Annotated in this window: 17 protein-coding genes; 7 read left to right on the top strand and 10 right to left on the bottom strand. The window is 39.9% G+C overall.

Features of this window, described 5'->3' with window-relative positions; genetic code table 11:
* Positions 1 to 8: 8 nt before the first annotated feature.
* The 8 genes from A4S05_RS18050 to A4S05_RS18085 form a co-directional block, all read right to left on the bottom strand.
* The gene (locus tag A4S05_RS18050; protein WP_069071181.1) at positions 9 to 1,016 is read right to left on the bottom strand and encodes a glycosyltransferase family 2 protein; all 1,008 of its coding nucleotides are present in this window, start codon (positions 1,014 to 1,016) and stop codon (positions 9 to 11) included.
* A 178-nt stretch (positions 1,017 to 1,194) separates the two neighbouring features.
* Positions 1,195 to 2,463 (bottom strand): class I SAM-dependent methyltransferase, encoded by a 1,269-nt coding sequence (locus tag A4S05_RS18055; protein ID WP_069071182.1) that lies wholly within the window; start codon positions 2,461 to 2,463, stop codon positions 1,195 to 1,197.
* A gap of 110 nt (positions 2,464 to 2,573) precedes the next feature.
* A complete protein-coding gene (locus tag A4S05_RS18060) occupies positions 2,574 to 3,602 on the bottom strand; it encodes an NAD-dependent epimerase/dehydratase family protein (RefSeq protein WP_069071183.1) in 1,029 nt (342 codons plus the stop codon).
* 468 nt (positions 3,603 to 4,070) lie between these two features.
* Entirely contained in the window at positions 4,071 to 5,285 is a 1,215-nt protein-coding gene (gene lhgO, locus A4S05_RS18065) for an L-2-hydroxyglutarate oxidase (protein WP_069071184.1), read from the bottom strand.
* 157 nt (positions 5,286 to 5,442) lie between these two features.
* Positions 5,443 to 6,216: a glucose-1-phosphate cytidylyltransferase gene (gene rfbF / locus A4S05_RS18070; protein ID WP_069071195.1), complete on the bottom strand. Its 774-nt coding sequence runs from the start codon at positions 6,214 to 6,216 to the stop codon at positions 5,443 to 5,445.
* Positions 6,217 to 6,699: 483 nt separating this feature from the next.
* The gene (locus A4S05_RS18075) at positions 6,700 to 8,868 is read right to left on the bottom strand and encodes a tetratricopeptide repeat protein (protein WP_069071185.1); all 2,169 of its coding nucleotides are present in this window, start codon (positions 8,866 to 8,868) and stop codon (positions 6,700 to 6,702) included.
* 58 nt (positions 8,869 to 8,926) lie between these two features.
* Complete coding sequence (locus tag A4S05_RS18080) at positions 8,927 to 9,709, bottom strand: PP2C family serine/threonine-protein phosphatase (RefSeq protein WP_069071186.1); 783 nt, start codon at positions 9,707 to 9,709, stop codon at positions 8,927 to 8,929.
* A gap of 49 nt (positions 9,710 to 9,758) precedes the next feature.
* Positions 9,759 to 10,433, bottom strand: a complete 675-nt coding sequence (locus A4S05_RS18085) for a vWA domain-containing protein (RefSeq protein WP_069071187.1) — start codon at positions 10,431 to 10,433, stop codon at positions 9,759 to 9,761.
* Positions 10,434 to 11,187: 754 nt separating this feature from the next.
* On the opposite strand from A4S05_RS18085, the gene A4S05_RS18090 reads away from it, so the two are divergent.
* The 3 genes from A4S05_RS18090 to A4S05_RS18100 are packed head-to-tail and all read left to right on the top strand — an operon-like array spanning position 11,188 to position 13,229.
* Positions 11,188 to 12,573, top strand: coding sequence for a response regulator (locus tag A4S05_RS18090; protein ID WP_069071188.1), 1,386 nt, complete (start codon positions 11,188 to 11,190; stop codon positions 12,571 to 12,573).
* Between the two features lie 54 nt (positions 12,574 to 12,627).
* A complete protein-coding gene (locus tag A4S05_RS18095; RefSeq protein ID WP_069071189.1) occupies positions 12,628 to 12,828 on the top strand; it encodes a type II toxin-antitoxin system VapB family antitoxin in 201 nt (66 codons plus the stop codon).
* Complete coding sequence (locus A4S05_RS18100) at positions 12,825 to 13,229, top strand: type II toxin-antitoxin system VapC family toxin (protein WP_069071190.1); 405 nt, start codon at positions 12,825 to 12,827, stop codon at positions 13,227 to 13,229. Before A4S05_RS18095 ends, A4S05_RS18100 begins: the two co-directional genes overlap by 4 nt.
* Positions 13,230 to 13,278: 49 nt before the next feature.
* Here A4S05_RS18100 and A4S05_RS18105 read toward each other — a convergent pair whose 3' ends face one another.
* Both A4S05_RS18105 and A4S05_RS41745 read right to left on the bottom strand, forming a co-directional pair.
* Positions 13,279 to 13,461 (bottom strand): DUF6887 family protein, encoded by a 183-nt coding sequence (locus A4S05_RS18105; protein ID WP_069071191.1) that lies wholly within the window; start codon positions 13,459 to 13,461, stop codon positions 13,279 to 13,281.
* The gene (locus tag A4S05_RS41745) at positions 13,458 to 13,634 is read right to left on the bottom strand and encodes a DUF6888 family protein (protein WP_176727039.1); all 177 of its coding nucleotides are present in this window, start codon (positions 13,632 to 13,634) and stop codon (positions 13,458 to 13,460) included. Before A4S05_RS41745 ends, A4S05_RS18105 begins: the two co-directional genes overlap by 4 nt.
* Before the next feature lie 223 nt (positions 13,635 to 13,857).
* Here A4S05_RS41745 and pheT point away from each other — a divergent pair, with 223 nt between their 5' ends.
* The 4 genes from pheT to A4S05_RS18120 form a co-directional block, all read left to right on the top strand.
* Positions 13,858 to 16,308 carry a phenylalanine--tRNA ligase subunit beta gene (gene pheT / locus A4S05_RS18110; RefSeq protein WP_069071192.1) on the top strand — a complete coding sequence of 817 codons (2,451 nt, stop codon included), beginning with the start codon at positions 13,858 to 13,860 and terminating at the stop codon, positions 16,306 to 16,308.
* Positions 16,309 to 16,620: 312 nt separating this feature from the next.
* Complete coding sequence (locus tag A4S05_RS43400) at positions 16,621 to 16,755, top strand: hypothetical protein (protein ID WP_256091024.1); 135 nt, start codon at positions 16,621 to 16,623, stop codon at positions 16,753 to 16,755.
* Positions 16,756 to 16,850: 95 nt separating this feature from the next.
* Positions 16,851 to 18,461, top strand: a complete 1,611-nt coding sequence (locus A4S05_RS18115) for an AAA family ATPase (RefSeq protein WP_069071193.1) — start codon at positions 16,851 to 16,853, stop codon at positions 18,459 to 18,461.
* A 1-nt stretch (position 18,462) separates the two neighbouring features.
* The coding region (locus A4S05_RS18120; RefSeq protein WP_256091025.1) for a WD40 repeat domain-containing protein at positions 18,463 to 19,052 on the top strand (590 nt) is incomplete at its 3' end.

The following is a 19,052-nucleotide window of genomic DNA, read 5'->3' on the forward strand; positions in this document are numbered from 1 at the left end:
TTAATAGCTTATGACTTATATTTCCGTATTTCTTGAGTAGAGACTTCGCTTGATTCTGCTAACCCAAACTCTTTAAAAACGATCACATCCAAAGCACATAAGCTAACTAAAGCTAAGAATGGAACTACTGTCTTAATCGCGGACATAGGCCATCTTCTTAATGCACCCAAGAAAACTTTCAAGTTAACTTCTTTACCGTTCTGCAACAGCATCCGTCTACAAAACTGCTTAGAATATCCATTTTCTTCCAGTTTCAAAATCACTTCGGGTATGTGTTTGTATTGCATTAAAAGTGCAGATTTTGGTTCTTTCTGCCAATAACTCACACCAACAACACATTCCAAATAAGTCTCTTTAGTGACAATTACACTACCATTAGCAGCACAATATCCGGCTAAATATGCTAAAGATATCCAGTTATTCTCAGCATCTTGCCAATTTTGGAGAGCGCGTTTCACTAAATCAGTGCGGTAGATTGTAGCAGTCAGAAAAATGACTGCACCAACACTTTTTGAAAAACAATGCTCAAATATAGCTTTACCATCACCCTTACCATCTTCACTATCTACATCAAACCAGCGATTACCAATAATTGTCGGTGGATGAACTGGTTCACCAGTAATTTGGTTCCGACCAGAAAAATTGAGGAACAATAATGATAAATCTTCATGCTGCTTGAGTTTATTAATCACATAAGCAATGGCTCTATCTTGAATTGGATCATCATCACCAATTGTCCAAACATATTTTGTTGTTGTAGATTTTAGGCAATGCATAATATTTTTTACAACGCCTAAATTTTTAGGATTTTTATTAGAATTAAATGTGATATTGCTAAGTGTTACTTGCCATTTTTTGATTACCTCCTGAGTATTGTCTGTTGAACAATTATCAGAAACTAAAATTTCACAATCATCTTCAAAACCTTTGATAGCTTGAGCTAGCCATGCTAACTGTTTATTAAGTAATTCAGCACGATTGAATGTAGGAATGGCGATGGTAAGTAATTTGTTCATATTAAAAGGATGTAGTTAATAAAAATCGCTATTTACAGCAGCTTGGTCTAATTATTTTTGATTTGGCAGCCAGATTTTTAAAGGAGTACGCCTTTTAATTGCTTTTTCCAAACTATCTATTGCCAAGACAATTAAATAATTAGTAATAAAAGGCGTTATTTGTGCTTATGTTTAGTAATTACGACGCTATTAAAAGCCTACCCGGAAAAGGAGATGGATAAATTTGTACTTCAGGGATTGGCACTACAAACTGTCCACCCCATTCACCAATAAATGCCATTTGTTCCATAATTTCCTCCTTAATATTCCAAGGTAAAATTAGGAGATAATCTGGTTTAGTTTCGCGGATTTTATCTGGTTCAAAGATGGGGATATGAGTTCCAGGGAGAAATAAACCTTGTTTGTAGGGACTGCGGTCTACTGTATAATCGATAAAATCTTTCCCAATTCCACAGTAATTGAGCAATGTATTACCTTTAGCTGGTGCGCCATAACCAGCGATTGATTTACCTTCTGCTTTAGCAGTCAAGAGAAAATTTAACAGCTTGTGCTTTGTTTGTTTGACTTTTTCGGCAAATGTAATGTAAGTCTCTATGCGATGTAGCCCAGCGGCGATTTCTTTTGCTTTTAAATGGCTAACTCGCTCACTAATGCTAGGATTCTCAGTATGATCATGTTTCGCATAAATTCTGAGTGAACCGCCATGAGTTGATAATTCTTCTACATCAAAAACTTGCAATTTGTGCGCGGCAAAAATCTTTTCGATAGTGAGGAGTGAGAAGTAAGAAAAATGCTCATGATAAATAGTATCAAACTGATTTTCTTGAATGAGTTGTAAAATATGAGGAAACTCCATCGTCAAGATGCCATTGGGTTTGAGGATGAGTTTTATTCCACCAATGAAATCGTTTAAATCTGGTACATGAGCTAAAACATTATTACCTATTAAAAGGTCAGCTACTTTTCCTTGTATCACTAGTTCTTTGGCAGTTTCAACCCCAAAAAACTTGTTAATACAAGGAATGCCTCTGCCTTCAGCAACTTTGGCAATATTTGCTGCTGGTTCTATTCCTAAGACGGGGATTCCCTTCTCTAAAAAATATTGTAGTAGGTAGCCGTCGTTACTGGCGATTTCAATAACTTGAGTATGATGATTAAAGCCAAACTTTTCTACCATCATATTGGTGTAAGCCTTAGCATGATTTAGCCAACTTACAGAGTAGGAAGAAAAGTAAGCATAGTCACTAAAAATGTGGTCTGGAGTTTCAAATTGTTCTAATTGAACTAAGAGAGTGTCTTCAGAAATATAAGCATGGAGAGGATAAAACTTTTCGGCATTATTTAGCTGTTCTGCTTTAAGATAAGCATTGGCTAAAGGTGACATTCCGAGATCAATAAAGGTTTGGTGCAGAGGTTGACCACTAAAACGACATTTTGCGATCGCCATAAATTTCAACTCACTGATTGCAAATAATTTAAGAGATGGGATAAGTCCGAATCAAATAGTATTGATTCGGAAACTTAGGTTATTTGTTCACTCTTACTAGAGGAATCTAGCTACTTTTTATTCCAAAAGAAATCTTGGTCAATTTGCTCGGTGCGAATCAGATACTCTAGCTGTTTTAAGCGAGTAAATCCTCTAAACAAAAAGGTATCTTCAGCCATGTGTATTTGACTGAATAAATCAAATAGTTGCTGTGCCCCAAGTCGGGCATTCCAATCACACTTAAATCCGGGTAAGATTGTGTTGATTTTCTCGAAGGATACTCGATAGCTGCGGTTATCTGAACCGTTGTCACCAAAAGACAATTTACAATCTGGGAAAACATCAGCAATAATTTCCGCGATTTCTTTAACGCGATAGTTGTTTGCTGTATCTCCCACATTGAAGATTTGGTTATGTACAATGTCCCGTGGTGCTTCTAAGGTGCAGACTATTGCTTTGCAAATATCCAGTGCATGGACTAATGGCCGCCAAGGTGTACCATCACTGGTCATTTTGATTTGTTTGCTAGTCCATGCCAACCCTGCTAAGTTGTTTAAAACAATATCAAAGCGCATCCTGGGGGAAGCACCAAAGGCTGTTGCATTCCGCATAAAGGTGGGAGAGAAATCATCGTCAGCGAGTGGTCTGACATCTCTTTCTACCAGAGTTTTGCATTCTGCGTAGGCTGTTTGAGGATTAATTGGCGATTCTTCTGTAACATCACCTGCGGTAGCAACACCGTAAACACTGCACGAAGACATATATACGAAGCGACGCACACCCATAGCCTTAGCCAGACTAGCTAGGCGAACTGAACCTACATGATTAATTTCGTAGGTAATATTAGGTGCTAATTGTCCGGCTGGGTCGTTGGAGAGTTCCGCCATGTGAACTATTGCTTCAACACCTTCCAAATCATCAGGGGTGATGTTGCGGATATCTTTATTGAGGGTTTTGGGTGTCACCCCATTAGCGTTGTATAGCCAACCAACTTTATAAAAACCGGTATCTAGACCGATAACTTCATGTCCCCGTTCAATTAACAGAGGTGGTAATAATGAACCGAGATAGCCTTCTGTACCAGTTACTAATATTTTCATTGTGGTTAATGCCTTTGTATTGATGAGTTAAATTTTTCGTTTAGTAGGGGCGCACAGATGTTCGCCCTAAAGGGTGTTGCATCCAAGAGGGAACCGCTATATTTTTCGTTTGTATGCAATAACTTGACCTCTCTTCAAACCTCTCTCTTAAAAGGAGAGAGGCTTTGAATCTTACTCCCCAACGCTAGTAGGGAAGGGGTTGGGGGTTAGGTGTTAACTTAAGCTAAAAGCCTTTTCAACTCTCGTTTCTAGCCTCTGGGCTGGAAATACTGCTCTTGGCAGCTCTGCCGCCAGCATAGGGAGGCGGAGCCTCTAGGACGGCATTCCCAGTCGGAGACTGGGAACGAGACAATATCTAAAAGCTGGTTTTAGACTGGCTTTCACGTTAAGTTGACACCAATGCAAAGATGCCCACTATACAAGATTCATGCCTTAATTCAGCAGTCCCGGAAATAACAACTATGATATCTATGCAGTGACTACACTATCTAGATGCGAAAGTTGCGGAATTTCTGCCACAAGCGCTTTGCCAATTTCTAGAGAAGATGTGGCCGCAGGAGAAGGAGCATTGCAAACATGAATGGAGTTTTGACCGGAAACAATCAAAAAGTCGTCTACAAGCTTGCCATCGTTCATTAAGGCTTGAGCGCGGACTCCTGCATGGGTGGGAACTAAGTCTTCTGCTTGGACTTCGGGAATTAGTTTTTGCAAACTTCTGGTGAAGGCTGCTTTACTAAAGGAACGAATGATTTCTTGGATGCCTTCATCAGCGTGTTTGGCTGCCAATTTCCAGAAACCAGGATAAGTGATGACTTCCAGAAAATCCCGTAAGTCAAAGTCGGTTTTTTTGTAACCTTCGCGTTTGAGGGAGAGAACCGCGTTTGGCCCTGCATGGACGCTACCATCAATCATCCGGGTAAAGTGGACACCCAGGAAGGGAAAATCTGGATTGGGTACTGGATAAATTAGTGTCTTGACCAGATAGCGTTTTTCTGGGGTGAGTTCGTAATATTCTCCCCGGAATGGGACGATTTTGGCTTGGGGTTCAACTTGACCTAGTTTGGCGGTGCGATCGCTATGCAATCCAGTACAATTAATTACAAACCGTGTTTCAAAGCTACCCTTGTTTGTTTGTAGTACCTGATTTTTACCACTTGGGGAGATTTTCAGAACTTTTGTATTCAGGTGTAAATCTCCACCCTGCTGTTGAATTAGCTCGGCATATTTCAAACAAACTTGCTTGTAATTAACAATACCAGTTGAAAATACCCGAATTCCACCTACACATTTTACGTGAGGTTCAATTTCCTTAACTTCTTCGGGGCTGATTCTCTGGACTTCTATGCCATTGTTTAAGCCGCGTTGGTAGAGATTTTCTAAGCGTGGTAGTTCTTGTTCTTCAGTTGCAACAATTACTTTACCACAAACTTCATGGTCAATTCCATGTTCTTGGCAGAATTCTACCATTGAACGAGCACCATCACGACAAAATTTAGCTTTGAAACTACCTGGCTTATAGTAAATACCAGAATGAATCACTCCGCTATTATTGCCGGTTTGGTGAAATGCCCATTGACTCTCTTTTTCTAAGACTACAATACGCGCATTGGGATAGCGTTTTCCTAGAGCTAACGCTGTAGATAGTCCAACTATTCCCCCACCTATAATCGCAAAATCATACATCAGTATTTCGCACTTCAAATTACAGTAAATTTATAAAGTTATTTGGGATTGGGTACTGGGTATTGGGTAATGGGTAAGAAAATATGAGTAAGATTTGGTTTGGATGTGAATCTTCATTCAAATCTTCCCAATCCCCAGTCCCCAATCCCCAGTTCCTTTACCATACCTTCCAAGGAGCTTGGTTGTTTTTCCACAGCCCTTCGAGATAGTTTTTATCACGTAAAGTATCCATTGGTTGCCAAAAACCATCGTGTTTAAAAGCAGATAGCTGTTCCATATCAGCTAGCTTTTCTAATGGCTCTTGCTCCCACACTGTAGAGTCATCGGCTATTAAGTTAATTACTTCTGGTTCTAACACAAAATAACCGCCATTAATCCAGGCTCCATCACCTTCAGGTTTTTCCCGAAAGCTGGTGATTTTAGTTTGCTCATATCCTAAGGAAATAGCACCAAAACGTCCGGCTGGTTGAACGGCTGTGAGTGTTCCTAAGCTATTTTGTTCTTTGTGAAACTTAACTAACTCAGTGATATTAATATTACTTACACCATCACCATAAGTAAAGCAAAAAGTCTCATTACCAAGATGTTCGCTGATTCGCTTTAAGCGTCCGCCTGTCATTGTATTGTCACCCGTATTTACTAAGGTGACACGCCAGGGTTCAGCATACCCAGAATGCACATTCATCTGGTTAAAGCGCATATCAAAGGTTACATCTGACATGTGTAAGAAGTAGTTAGCAAAATACTCTTTAATTATGTAACCTTTGTAACCACAACAAATGATGAAGTCATTAATGCCGTGGGCTGAGTAAGTTTTCATTATGTGCCAGAGAATTGGCTTACCACCAATTTCAACCATCGGCTTGGGTCTGATACTAGTTTCTTCACTGAGGCGTGTACCAAGCCCTCCAGCCAAAATCACCGCTTTCATGCAATTACCTCGGAGATTTGTAGGGATATGATTATTTGACCGTGCCAATTTTAGATTTTTGATTTGCAATTTGGGATTAGTCATCGAACGTCACGAGCCTATGAGTAGATTTGTTCTGCCCAGTTTCATCGTGGGGCATGTACCAAAAAACTCTTTTAATCCAAAATCCAAAATTCAAAATCCAAAATCAGTTGACTTTATCGACATGAAGAGGATGCACTTAGGTGGAGAAAAATTGATTTCTGATTTCTGTTTCTCCGTCAATAATCTAACTGTAATTTCCGGCAAAATTATAAAGGAAATATAAATTAAAATCTTTTCTATATAAAAGCTGTATGAATATCTATAAAGATGAAAATAAATGGCTCAATTAAATAAAAATGTTACCTATAAAATAAATAGGGTTAGCTGATGCTAACCCTAGTCAGGCTTGATTTTTTCAATCACAACCGATAATTTACTAGTAATAAAACTTACTTGTTTCTAGTTAGTTTTTTCACTATTACTTGAGCCTTGGAATAAAGGGTCACATTTGTTTTCTACAACTACGCACATGTTACTGAGTGCTTGTTGATAATTATCCATATCATCTTGCTCAAGAAAGATTTTGGCAGATGACTGTATATCTTCGACAGCTTTTGTCTGATTTTTGTTAGATTCACTACCGCCATATTGTGCCAGTTCATAACGAACCATACCTCGTTTAAGATATGCTTTTGCTAGTTTGGGGCTGATAGTTAAGGCTTGGTTAAAGTCAGCGATCGCTTGATTATATTCTTGCTCATAATTGCTGCTATATTGAGCAATTTGATAAAAGACAACACCCCGCTGAAAGTAAGCTTCTGCTTTGGATACGTTAAGTTTTATTGCCTGAGTAAAATCTTTGATCGCTCTTTTGTACTCTTGTTGAGATTCACCGCTGTATTTAGCCATTTGGGCGCGGACAATTCCCCGTCTGATATAAGCTTCAATTTCATTATTATCCAGACCGATGGCCCGATTATAGTCTGCGATCGCTAGGTTATATTCTAGATCGGGATCGTTACTATATTCGGCGAGCATATAACGGGCATTGCCCCGATTCACCAAAGCTTTGATTTGATTGGGCTGGATTGTCAGAGCTTGGCTATAATCTTTAACTGCTCCTTCGTAGTCTTTCAAGTTATAGCGGGCATTGCCACGATTTACAACAGCTCTGGCATGTTTAGGTTCTTGTTCAATTGCTGCGGTAAAGCTGGCAATTGCTTTGTCATAGTCTCGCTCTTTGTAAGCTGTATAACCTTGCTGATAGGAATCAGCGAAGCTGAGTTTGTTATTTGTCTGGCGAGACTTCAATGTTTGTTGAGTGTAAGCATTTTGGGAAACCAACGGCTGAGTAAATTTAATCATTACGTCCGCATATCCCAATAAACCAAAACCCATCAAACAAAAAATAATCGGGTACAGTTTTGACTTCTTGGAACGTTTATAAGATGAACTGCTGGGAGTCATTACTGGCTGCCAGTAATTAGTTAGGTGGGGCGACATGGCCCGCTGTGGAAAACGCGGTGTCTGGGTGTAATGTTTTCTTGGTTTGATTCGCGGTTGAAGATGTTCTCTAGCTTCGATAGCCCGATGTGATGGGAAGGGGTCGCGTCCACCTAATCGCACAGTACGTTCACACCACGGACAGCTACGCATGTGGTTGTTGTAGCGATGCTGGGGATTTGTCGTGCAGGTAATCAAGGAATCTTCGGCTTCAGCGATTGCTGAGAGCCAAGTCTGGGCACTGGGACGTAGTTGTGGGTTGTTGTGACCCTCTTCAAAACAACGGACAAATAGTTCTTGTAGGCTGGGATGAAGAATTTCCCAAGGGGGTGCAATGGGTGTCGGTAGGTAGGGTACGTAACGCTTTTGGCTGTATGTGAAATGACCCGATGCGATACGGGCTTCGTAAGGTGGTGGCTCAATAGCACCTTGAAAAATCCCCGAAAATGGGTGAGTGCCTTCCATTAAGAGTTGGAATACTAGCACCGCTAACCCAAATAAATCGTGAGAGATTTCGCGATCGTGCTGGGCAAAAGTTTTATTCTGTAGTTCTGGTGGAGTAAACTCTGGTTTACCCACTGGGCAGCGATAAACAACATTATTGCTTGGGTCGGTTACTTGGAAAGAGTCTGTGTCTATCAAAGTCACCAGTGCGGTGTCACTGACGAGGATATTGGACTCGTTCACATCACCAATACAATATCCACTAGCGTGTAAAGCTGCAAAAGCCGCCGCCAGGTTACGAGCCGTGCGGAGCAGGTACTGATAGTTGAATAGGGGGCAGTGTTGGCGACGGGTTCTAGGGTTGTAAAAGTCGATGATTGGACGCATCCCCTCGATGCGTGGCATCAAAAAGCCCAGGATGCTATTTTTGCCATCTGCTGCCCGTAATAAATCCTCTGGCCAAGCGATAGAGATATGCCCCAAACTAGCTGTAGGGTTTTCTGGCGGGTTGGCCAGCATCGCCTGGAGTTTCTCTGCATGGGCTTTGGTTGGCTTGTGGTAAATCTTCGCCACCAAGTTATTATCGGATGGCACTGTGTACACACAAGCTTCACCGCCACGCCCCAAACTGACATTGAGGCTGAGGATTTCTTTTCTAGGGGAACAACGTAGTACCTGCATAATGAAATTACCGCTAACGGGAGTTATTGTAAGATGTTAAAACCTGTAGATTTATCGCTCATGAGTCGTTGAATGCAGCTATGATGAGTGTCAAATCATCATCAGTGCGTTGCGTAATCCGCTCTGAGTGTAAAAATTTTACCAATTGTTCCTTGGCTACTGTCTTGTCTTCGGTATTGGCTACGAATTCAAACAGCGGAAAAAAGAAGGGTTTGTGAGGTTCGCCAACAACCATATTCAAAGCCAGCATTTGTAGTCCGTCAGTAATTATACCAACATTTACTATGTCTGTGCGCCACAATCTCATCTGCGCGGTATCTAAAGCACTAGGCGAAGTTAAGAAGGTGGTTTCGTTGATGTATTCACCACTGTCAGGCATAGTCAGTGCCAGCAAATTACCCATACGATCTTTTGCCACTGCCAAACCATCACCTATCTGTACTACAGCTACAACTTCTGGTGTGGCGACTAGCATAATTAAGGTAGTTGCTAAGTCTTGAGGCTGTTTGTCACAAGTAGCCGCTTCAGCCTCCACAGCTTTTTTCGCCGCTAGTATGGCATCATTTAAAAGCGATCGCACCAATGCATCATCAGTCAAACTTTTTCGGGTCAGTCCTTTAGTGGAAATGTTTTCTATTGCTGTCTCCACAGCAATCATCGCTCCCACTTTCCCCAGTAATGCAGAACCCGCACCATCTGCTGCGGCCGCCACTAAAACATTATCTGACAATATCTGCCAGTGATGAGCATCCTGACATAATTGATTGTTTTTTAAGTGACTTGTACCACATACAGATGCAGCCACAATCCGCCATTGAGCAATCTGTTTTGATATGTTCATAAATTTTTTCCAGCAGCTTGATGTTTACACAGCTAGCTGCAATTTTTAATTAAACAGTCCCCCAACCTATTGGCGGTAGTGCTACCTGTTCATCCACTTGTGAATGAGAAACAGCTGACATACTAGTTGATAGCCAGACAAACATCTCAATAAAATTTAATCCTTTGAGCTTCAGGGGTGTACGCACGGTTATTTGATTTAAACGCGTCATATTCGCATTTTCTACACCCACTGTAAAAAATGCTACCCGTTTATTCGCCTCGTCTCCCTGTAACCGCTGGGATGCTTGCTCTACCACATGATCTAACTCACCTTGCGGTTCCCCATCAGTAATCATAAATACCCAAGGACGATAGTAAGCAATCCCATTGGCACGATACTGAGATTTCCGCTCTTGAATTATGTCCAAAGCTTTATGAATTCCTGCACCCATAGTAGTCAAGCCCTGTGCTGTCAAAATAGGTGGGTTGAATTGATCAGCAGTCACAAAATCTTGTACTACATTGATATTACTATCAAACGTGACGATCGCCACTTCTACCCGTCTTGCAGCTAAGGAATTTTTGACTAATTCATCCTTCAAACTCAGTAAACCCTGATTTAAAGCCTCAATCGGATCTCCTTGCATCGACCCAGATGTGTCTAGTAAAAGTACACAAGGACAACGTGGTTCTGGGTTCTCAGCAAATTCTACTACTTCATCAAGTCTTAATGTATCATGCATAACTTTTTGTGTTATGTTAAAATCCAACGTTTTATTTTCCTTTGTTCAAAGTATATAATTCTCAGTCGCCGAGGCGACTACAGAATATAGTATCTAGTGGTAGATGCTCTAATCTTTATTAAACAAATTATTTTCATGAAGTTCTCTATATATTTAAGATGAACTTGAACACAGCTTAGTTTAGCAAAAAAGAGTTTATCAAAACCCAGCATTACCTGTTGTAATGTATCTACCAAAAACTTATATCCACTAAACCTACAGTACAATAAATACGTAAACTTTCCTAGGTAACTTCTTAAAGATTTTATGTAGAAGAATGGTTTCTTTATCGAAAAATAATTAGCCATAATTAAGATCATTAACTTTAGAAGTATACCAGCGTAACTGCGCGAACTTGGAATAAGATTTACCTGCTTTTTGGAAGTGGGAATCAATAAACGTGATGATTAAGGTCTTCACTCAAGAGTTGTTAGTAGTGAGTAAAGCCTAGAAGCAACAATATCTACTGTTAGTCATAGCTATGACAGGTGTTTACTTTTATTCATACCCACCTACTTATTTTTTGAGATAAATTAAGTAGTACGTACAAAATGTAACAGATAGGTTGCAAAACTTATTCCTTTTAATATATATACATATTTTAAAAGAAATAAGTTGTGCATAAAGACATATTACAAAGAAGAAAATACTTCATAGCTCATATTTTCACTCTACAAATGTTCAGTTGTTGATTCCGCAAAAAAACTTGAAAAATATGAATAACTCAGGTGCATTCACCAAACTACGTCCCCTAAGTTTGTTAAGACAGTTATCAAATTGCTCCGATAGTACTTGTTTACAAGCATTGAGTAACTCAGTTACTTGGACGATTTACTTAGAACAGGGCAAAATAACTTACGCTACTCATTCCGTAGAACCCTTTGATCGACTAGAACGCCATTTGCGTCGTCTCAGCCACCAAATTCCACTCCTTACTAATGAGGTTCGTATTCAAGCAAGGTTGATGTTTGAACCTGATTCACACAGTCAGTTAATCGAAGATGACAGCAATTCCAGAAGCCATCCCCCTGAGTATCAGGCTATATCCTGGCTTATTAGTCAACAACATTTACATTCTACACAAGCAGCAGTGCTGATTCAGGAATTAGTTAAAGAGGTGATTGAATCATTTTTGCTCATCAAAGAAGGTACTTATGAATTAGCAGAACCACTTAATAGAATGCCAAAAATTTGCAGGCTAGATGTAGAAAAAATTCTAGACCGTTGTCAAATAAGATTACAGAATTGGCAAGCTTTTGTTCCCCAAATTTCTTCTCCATATCAACGTCCATATATGTTGATTAACAGTAAACTTGAGAAGCAAGACTTACCAAAACTTCAGCCAGATTTAATTAACTGGATGAAGGGCTTTAGCCTGTGTCATCTGGCCGCGATTTTGAATCAAGATGAAATTCAACTGGCTCGCAATTTATACCCTTACATCCTTCAGGGTGCAATTATCCTGCATGAACCCGATCCACCATTTGATAAATTACCAAAGATTTTTGAAGATAAATCGCTTTTCTCAAAATTAATTCCAGAGTTAGTTGACACCAAAGAAAAACTAAGTACCAGCGTCACCTCTTACCCAAATATTTCTGAAGAGAATATAGCTCCTGTTCAGCGATTACCACAGATATCTACTCCTCCAAAAGGAAACTTTCAGGAACCAACAATATCAAATAACATAAATTCTGCTTCCCAAAGAGTAACGGCTGCTACTGTAACCGCACAAAAAGTCCACAAAATAGTTTCTGTAGATGATAGCCCCACAATTCTCAAAGAAATTAGTCATTTCTTAGAAAATGAAAATTTTTCTGTAGTGACTATCAACGATCCACTAAAAGCCGTTTTATCAATTATAAGGCACAAACCGGACTTAATTTTGCTGGATTTAAACATGTTAGGAATCGATGGTTATGAATTGTGTCGGATTATACGAAATAATTCACTATTTCAGAAGACTCCTATCATCTTCGTCACTGGAAGTAAAGGGATTGTAGACAAAGTAAAAGCGAAATTAGTAGGAGCATCTGGCTATCTGACTAAACCGTTTACCCGCGCCGAATTACTGAAAATAGTCTTCATGCATTTGACTTAAATTAACTACTCCAATGAGTTTTTACTGCACATTATTTTATGCGATAATCTACACATGACTACTAATCTAGAAATTGACGAAAACTTAATTAAGGAAGCTCTCGAACTTGGTGGTCATCCAACTAAGGATGCTGTTGTAGAAGAGGCATTAAGAGAGTATGTACAACGTCGAAAGCAACTGAAAATCCTGGAGCTATTTGGTACGATTGAATACGAAGATGATTATGACTACAAGCAACAGCGCCAAAGTGGATGAAAGTCATTGTTGATACTTCAGTCTGGTCTTTAGCTCTCAGACGCAATTATAAAGTTGACGACTCACCCCATGTTGTCGTGTTGCGAGAATTAATTACTGATGATCAAGTTGCTTTAGTCGGTGCTGTTCGGCAAGAAATACTCTCAGGAATTCGTGACGCAAACCAATACAATCAGCTAAAAAATTATCTCCGCGCATTTCCCAATATTGAGTTAGATATGGAAGACTATGAACTTGCTTCTGAATTTTATAATACTTGCAGAAGCAATGGTATTCAAGGTGCAAACACAGATTTTCTAATTTGTGCCGCAGCCTCTCGGAGAAATTACACAATAGTAACCACAGATAAAGATTTTGAGAATTTCAGTCAGCATATTCCCATAACATTGTTTCAATGCTAGGTCTACGCTACTTAACCCTACACTCAAATTAGAGGATAAAGGGTTTTGCTTATAATGCCAGTCTTTTCCTTAACTCAGCCTCTAACTGTTCGCCTGTGCTAACCACAACCCTATTTGGTCTGGCTCTAACAATCCTTAAATAGTGTTGAAAAGCTTCTTCATCCTGGGGATGATGCTTTACATATTCCCGTAATTCCGCTTCAGTTAATTGCTGATAATCTAAATTACTCATTGGATGATTTCCTCTCCATTACTCAAAATTTCTACTTGAATTGTTTGGCCTATTAGCACTACTATTCTTTGCGATCGCTTGTCGTACCTGGTTAGCTCAATTGTTTGTAGTAGGTTACTTACTCGCACACATAAATCGTAGAAAGCTTTTAACTGTTCAATCGTGGGTTCCATTTGTATAGATTAGCTACTGAATCTCTCGTAGCAAACATCTAACTCACATTGACTGACACAAGTCAAGACGAAAAGAAAAGATTAGCATGAGAGATTGTTCTGCCAGTCTAACGTAGTAGGATTGTTCAAGTGAAAGGGTACGCTTTGCAGGATGAGTAGCCATCGAGCGCTTCTTGCACCCTAAAATAAGAGCAAAAGACGATTCCTAAAACAAGCACACTCCATGCGTATTTCTCTAAATTGGCTGCGCGAACTAGTAGAGATAAAACTAAGTCCAGAAGAATTAGCCGAAACCCTGACAATGGCAGGGTTTGAGGTAGAAGATATTGAAGACCGCCGCACTTGGGCAAATGGCGTGGTGATCGGGAAAGTGCTTGAGCGTCAACCCCATCCCAACGCCGATAAATTGAGTGTTTGCCAAGTGGATATCGGTGCAGGTGAAACTTTAAATATTGTCTGTGGTGCTGCTAATGTGAAGGCAGATATCTATGTACCCGTGGCAACTACGGGTACTTACTTACCCAACATCGATTTAAAAATTAAACCTGCAAAACTACGTGGTGTCCCATCTCAGGGCATGATTTGTTCTTTAAAGGAACTCGGTTTGCCTACCGATGTAGACGGAATTCATATTTTTACCCAGGAAAATTTACCATTGGGTAGTGATGTGCGGCCGCTGTTGGGTCTAGATGATGTAATTTTAGACCTCACCGCAACTGCCAACCGCGCTGATGCTCTAAGTATGGTTGGCGTAGCACGGGAAGTAGCAGCTTTGACTGGTGGAAAGTTGAGCATTCCTGAACCTGGTGAAGTCTCTATTCCCAAAAGTGCCGGAAATTTAGCTTTAAAAATTGCCGATACCCAAGCTTGTCCTGCATACATTGGTACGGTAATTGCACAGGTCAAAATTGCTCCATCTCCCGAATGGTTGCAACAGCGTTTACGCGCTGCTGGTGTACGTCCCATCAGTAATGTGGTGGACATTACTAACTACATTTTGTTGGAATGGGGACAACCACTGCACGCCTTTGACTGCGATCGCCTAAAATCTGTTGCAAGTAGCGAAAATTTAACCATCGGCGTCCGTTTCGCCACTGCGGGGGAATCCCTCAAAACCCTAGATGGACAAACTCGCACCCTAGCATCCCAAAATTTGTTAATTACCGCTAACGACAAACCTGTTGCACTGGCGGGAGTCATGGGTGGAGAAGAAACAGAAGTCCACGCAGGTACTCAAAGCCTAGTTTTAGAAGCAGCTTTATTTGATTCCGTGGCAATTCGCCGTTCTTCCCGGAGTGTTGGGTTAAGAAGTGAGGCTTCTGGCAGATACGAACGGGGAGTTAACCGCGCTGAGTTGGAAATAGCTAATCGCCGCGCCTTATCTTTAATTAGCGAATTAGCGAATGGAATTTTTGTCCAGCAAGAAATTGCCGACACCCGCCCCGATCCGTCTACCTGGAGTCGTTCTATTGCCCTGCGTTTAGACCGAGTTAATCAGATATTGGGGCCAATTGAATTAGAAGAGGATACAGGTGAACTCCAAGAACAAGATGTGGAGCGCATCCTGACTGCATTGGGATGTAAGTTAACTCCTTCAGGAGAAGATAGCAGCCATCAACCCACATGGTCTGTCTCTGTTCCACCCTATCGTTACCGCGACTTAGAGCGAGAAATTGATTTAATTGAAGAAATTGCCCGTCTCTATGGTTACAACAAATTCTGTGATACTCTACCAGAAAAAGCGGAAGCTGGCTATCTGCCTTTAGATCAAGAACTAGTTCGCAAGCTACGAGCTTTCTTGCGGGCTGAAGGGTTGACAGAATTAATCCACTATTCTTTAGTCAAACCAGGAGAAGACAGAAATATAGTCCTGTCAAACCCCCTATTTGTCGAATATTCAGCGCTACGAACCGATTTGTTATCTGGGTTAATTGATGCTTTTCAATACAATTTAGAGCAGGGTAATGGTGCGCTGAACGGCTTTGAAATCGGGCAAATTTTCTGGCGAGAAGAAGATGGTTTGCAAGAGACAGAAGCCCTTGCAGGGATTGTGGGAGGGGATATTTCCCTTGGCAAATGGTCAAAAAGTGGACGCGAAGAACCCATCACTTGGTTTGAAGCCAAAGGCATTTTAGAAAGTGTATTTCGGCAACTTGCCTTGGAGGTAGAATTTCAACCCGATCGCCGCGACGATCGCTTACATCCAGGACGCACCGCTTCTTTGTGGATTCGGGGTAACAGACTGGGTATTTTTGGGCAACTCCATCCCCAACTGCGACGAGAAAAAGGTTTACCAGATTCCGTTTATGTTTTCCAGTTGGATCTAGATGTACTTTTAGATTCGCTAGGACAAGATGAAGTTCTTGTGCCAACATTCCAGCCCTATTCTACCTATCCAGCTAGCGATCGCGACATCGCCTTTTTCGCACCTGTGAAAATCTCAGTTTCCGATATTCAAAAAGTAATTACCAAAGCGGGTAAAGATTTGCTCGACTCGGTGGAATTATTTGATGAATATCGCGGCGAAAATGTCCCCGAAGGACAGCGGAGTTTAGCATTCCGCTTAATTTATCGGGCTAGCGATCGCACTCTGACTGAGGCAGAAGTTGAACCAGTACACAATAAAGTCCGCGAAGCTTTAGTGGAAAAATTCGGCGTGAACTTGAGAAGTTAGAAGTTATATCATGTCCGGCTGATTCTGGTCGAATTACCCCCCTTAATCCCCCCTTGGAAAGGGGGGAAAAATAGAAATCTAGTTCCCTCCCCTTTCCAAGGGGAGGGTTAGGGTGGGGTAAAATCCTGGTTAATCAGCTATTTCAGACTTGTTGACACGCCAAAATAGCAAATGGGTTCACCGAAATAACAAATGGGTTCGCCGAAATAGCAAATGGGTTCGCCGAAATAGCAAATGAGTTCGCCGAAATAGCAAATGAGTTCGCCGAAATAGCAAATGCGATTGCTGAATCAACTCAGTTAAGGTTTTTTGATGAAAATTTTAGATCACAAAGATGCGATAAATCATCACAAAGACGCGATAAATCGCCGTCTCTACAAAAGAATGATTATTGTAGAGACGGCGATTCATCGCGTCTCTTGCCTTAACCTAATCCCACTTGCTTGAATAAAGCAGTGTTACATCTATACTACTACTCAACAGTAATTACTGTATAATTTGCTCTGATGCTACTCGTAAAAAATAATTTTTCGGGAATAAACATGATAGAGTTTGCCGCAATTACTTCAGCGATTACTCCCATAATTAAAAAATATGCTCCTCAAGCCGGCCAATTAATCATTAAACAAGCTCAAAAAAACGAAGCTGTTATCAAAATTCTCAAGGAATTAGGACTCAACCCTACCCAAATTCCTGATGATGTTGATACTGTTTATGTTTACGCTCTGGTAAGGTATGGTGTATTCAAACCTGAAGCAATTTTAAACCTGTTTAAAGAGAAAGTAATTAAAGATTATTTTTGGGATGCTTACAGTTCTAATGCTCCCTTTAAGTTTGTAGAAGATATAAAAAAAATTCTTAATCAAAATAGCGAATTCAAAACTCAGATAAAGAATTCTAACATTGAATTTTTGGTTGAATTAGACGAGTTTTTGGGTGAATTAGAAGAATTTGGTGAAGCTTTTATTGCAGTTGCTAAACAAACAAGTTCCTTAAAATTTCAGCCTTATCCAGATTGGGATTTAGATGTTTATCCCAAAGAGTTTAAAGCCTTAATGTTTGAGAAAACTCGCTTATTTTGCGGTCGAGATTTTGTTTTCAATGCTATTCAAGAATTCTTCACAACTCAAACCAAGGGTTATTTTAGTGTGATTGGGGATGCAGGGATGGGTAAAAGTGCGATCGCTGCTAAATATGTTTTAGCTACTAAATACCCTTGTTATTTTAATGTTTTCGCAGAAGGACGCAACAAACCAGAAAAGTTTTTAGACAGTATCCGTAAACAGTTAATTAAGCGTTGTTCTCTCCAAAATGTAGACAACGCTGATTTAAGAACTTTACTACAAAAAGCCAGTGAAGAACTAAAAGGACAAAAACTTGTAATTGTTGTTGATGCACTAGATGAAGTAGAACAAGAAGGAAATGGTAATCTTTTAGATTTACCACAAAATATTCCTGATGGAGTCTATTTTTTGCTGACCAGACGACCTTATAATCAAGAAACAAAACGTTTAACTTTGTCTCCAGATACTCCTGTAGATGAATTGGATTTAAGAAAAGACGAATATAAAAATTTTAGTGCAGAAGATGTGAAAGATTATCTGCACCTATTTCTCAGTGCTGATAAAGACTATAAAGAGAAATTGAGAAAATGGATTACAGACCGCAATATTGCTGAAGATAACTTTATTGAACAAGTTGCAGCTAAAAGCGAAAATAATTTCATGTATTTGCGTTATGTATTACCTTGGATTGCTGAAGGGGAATATAGTGATTTGACCTTACAGGGCTTACCACAAGGTCTTAAAGATTATTATAAAGTTCATTGGCTACGAATGGATATGGAAAATGAATCCAATGAAATGAAAGTGAAAATCTTGTATATGTTAGTAGAAAGAGGTGAACCTATATCTTTAAAGATGATTGCAGAAATTCTCGATCGAGATGAATATGATGTGAAATTAGTTTTAAATGATTGGGTGGAATATGTAACACCAAAAATTAATGAAAATGAAAAAACAACTTATTATAGTATTTATCATCGAAGTTTTCTAGAATTTCTCCAAGACCAAGACAAACTAGCTAAAGGTCGAAGATTATTTAAAGAAGTTAATCAACGTATAGCTGATTACCTGGCGCAGGGGATTGCATAAAATGGGTGAGCTTGCTACTAAATTTGCCTTACAAACAGACGAATTTAAAAATTTATTTCTAGGCAAATTTGCTGAAAGCAACTTAAAAGCAGGTAACTCGGAGAAATATTATCAAATTCTCACAAATTTTGATTTTATTTTTCTGAAAATTCAATATCCTCAATTTGGAGTAGAAGCCCTAATTAGAGATTATAGTTTGACTTGTAATCCAGAGGTATGGGAGAATTTAGGAGAAGAAAATAAACTAGACCCTGAACAACTTAAAATCCTGAAATTAATTCAAGATGCGCTACAGTTATCAGCCCATGTTTTGAATCAAGACCAAACCCAATTAGTAGGACAATTATGGGGCAGATTGCAGAGTTTTCCCCAGCCAGAAATTCAGAGAATATTGGCAGATGCAGCAGAAAGTAAAAGTGAAATTCCTCGATTTCGCCCCATTACAGCTAGCTTAACCACTCCAGGCGGAAACCTACTGCGTACCCTGACTGGTCATAACTCCACGGTATTAGCAGTAGCGATCGCCGCAGATGGAAAAACAGCCGTTTCTGGTTCAGATTACAACACCCTGAAACTGTGGAATCTAGAGAC

Origin of the sequence: Nostoc sp. KVJ20, assembly GCF_001712795.1 — a bacterium.
Lineage (GTDB): Bacteria > Cyanobacteriota > Cyanobacteriia > Cyanobacteriales > Nostocaceae > Nostoc.

What these genes read in the sequence shown, in the direction of transcription:
- A4S05_RS18050 (WP_069071181.1), bottom strand. Translation starts at nt 1,016, where the DNA reads ATGAACAAATTACTTACCATCGCCATTCCTACATTCAATCGTGCTGAA.
- A4S05_RS18055 (WP_069071182.1), bottom strand. Translation starts at nt 2,463, where the DNA reads ATGGCGATCGCAAAATGTCGTTTTAGTGGTCAACCTCTGCACCAAACC.
- A4S05_RS18060 (WP_069071183.1), bottom strand. Translation starts at nt 3,602, where the DNA reads ATGAAAATATTAGTAACTGGTACAGAAGGCTATCTCGGTTCATTATTA.
- lhgO (WP_069071184.1), bottom strand. Translation starts at nt 5,285, where the DNA reads ATGTATGATTTTGCGATTATAGGTGGGGGAATAGTTGGACTATCTACA.
- rfbF (WP_069071195.1), bottom strand. Translation starts at nt 6,216, where the DNA reads ATGAAAGCGGTGATTTTGGCTGGAGGGCTTGGTACACGCCTCAGTGAA.
- A4S05_RS18075 (WP_069071185.1), bottom strand. Translation starts at nt 8,868, where the DNA reads ATGCAGGTACTACGTTGTTCCCCTAGAAAAGAAATCCTCAGCCTCAAT.
- A4S05_RS18080 (WP_069071186.1), bottom strand. Translation starts at nt 9,709, where the DNA reads ATGAACATATCAAAACAGATTGCTCAATGGCGGATTGTGGCTGCATCT.
- A4S05_RS18085 (WP_069071187.1), bottom strand. Translation starts at nt 10,433, where the DNA reads ATGCATGATACATTAAGACTTGATGAAGTAGTAGAATTTGCTGAGAAC.
- A4S05_RS18090 (WP_069071188.1), top strand. Translation starts at nt 11,188, where the DNA reads ATGAATAACTCAGGTGCATTCACCAAACTACGTCCCCTAAGTTTGTTA.
- A4S05_RS18095 (WP_069071189.1), top strand. Translation starts at nt 12,628, where the DNA reads ATGACTACTAATCTAGAAATTGACGAAAACTTAATTAAGGAAGCTCTC.
- A4S05_RS18100 (WP_069071190.1), top strand. Translation starts at nt 12,825, where the DNA reads ATGAAAGTCATTGTTGATACTTCAGTCTGGTCTTTAGCTCTCAGACGC.
- A4S05_RS18105 (WP_069071191.1), bottom strand. Translation starts at nt 13,461, where the DNA reads ATGAGTAATTTAGATTATCAGCAATTAACTGAAGCGGAATTACGGGAA.
- A4S05_RS41745 (WP_176727039.1), bottom strand. Translation starts at nt 13,634, where the DNA reads ATGGAACCCACGATTGAACAGTTAAAAGCTTTCTACGATTTATGTGTG.
- pheT (WP_069071192.1), top strand. Translation starts at nt 13,858, where the DNA reads ATGCGTATTTCTCTAAATTGGCTGCGCGAACTAGTAGAGATAAAACTA.
- A4S05_RS43400 (WP_256091024.1), top strand. Translation starts at nt 16,621, where the DNA reads ATGAAAATTTTAGATCACAAAGATGCGATAAATCATCACAAAGACGCG.
- A4S05_RS18115 (WP_069071193.1), top strand. Translation starts at nt 16,851, where the DNA reads ATGATAGAGTTTGCCGCAATTACTTCAGCGATTACTCCCATAATTAAA.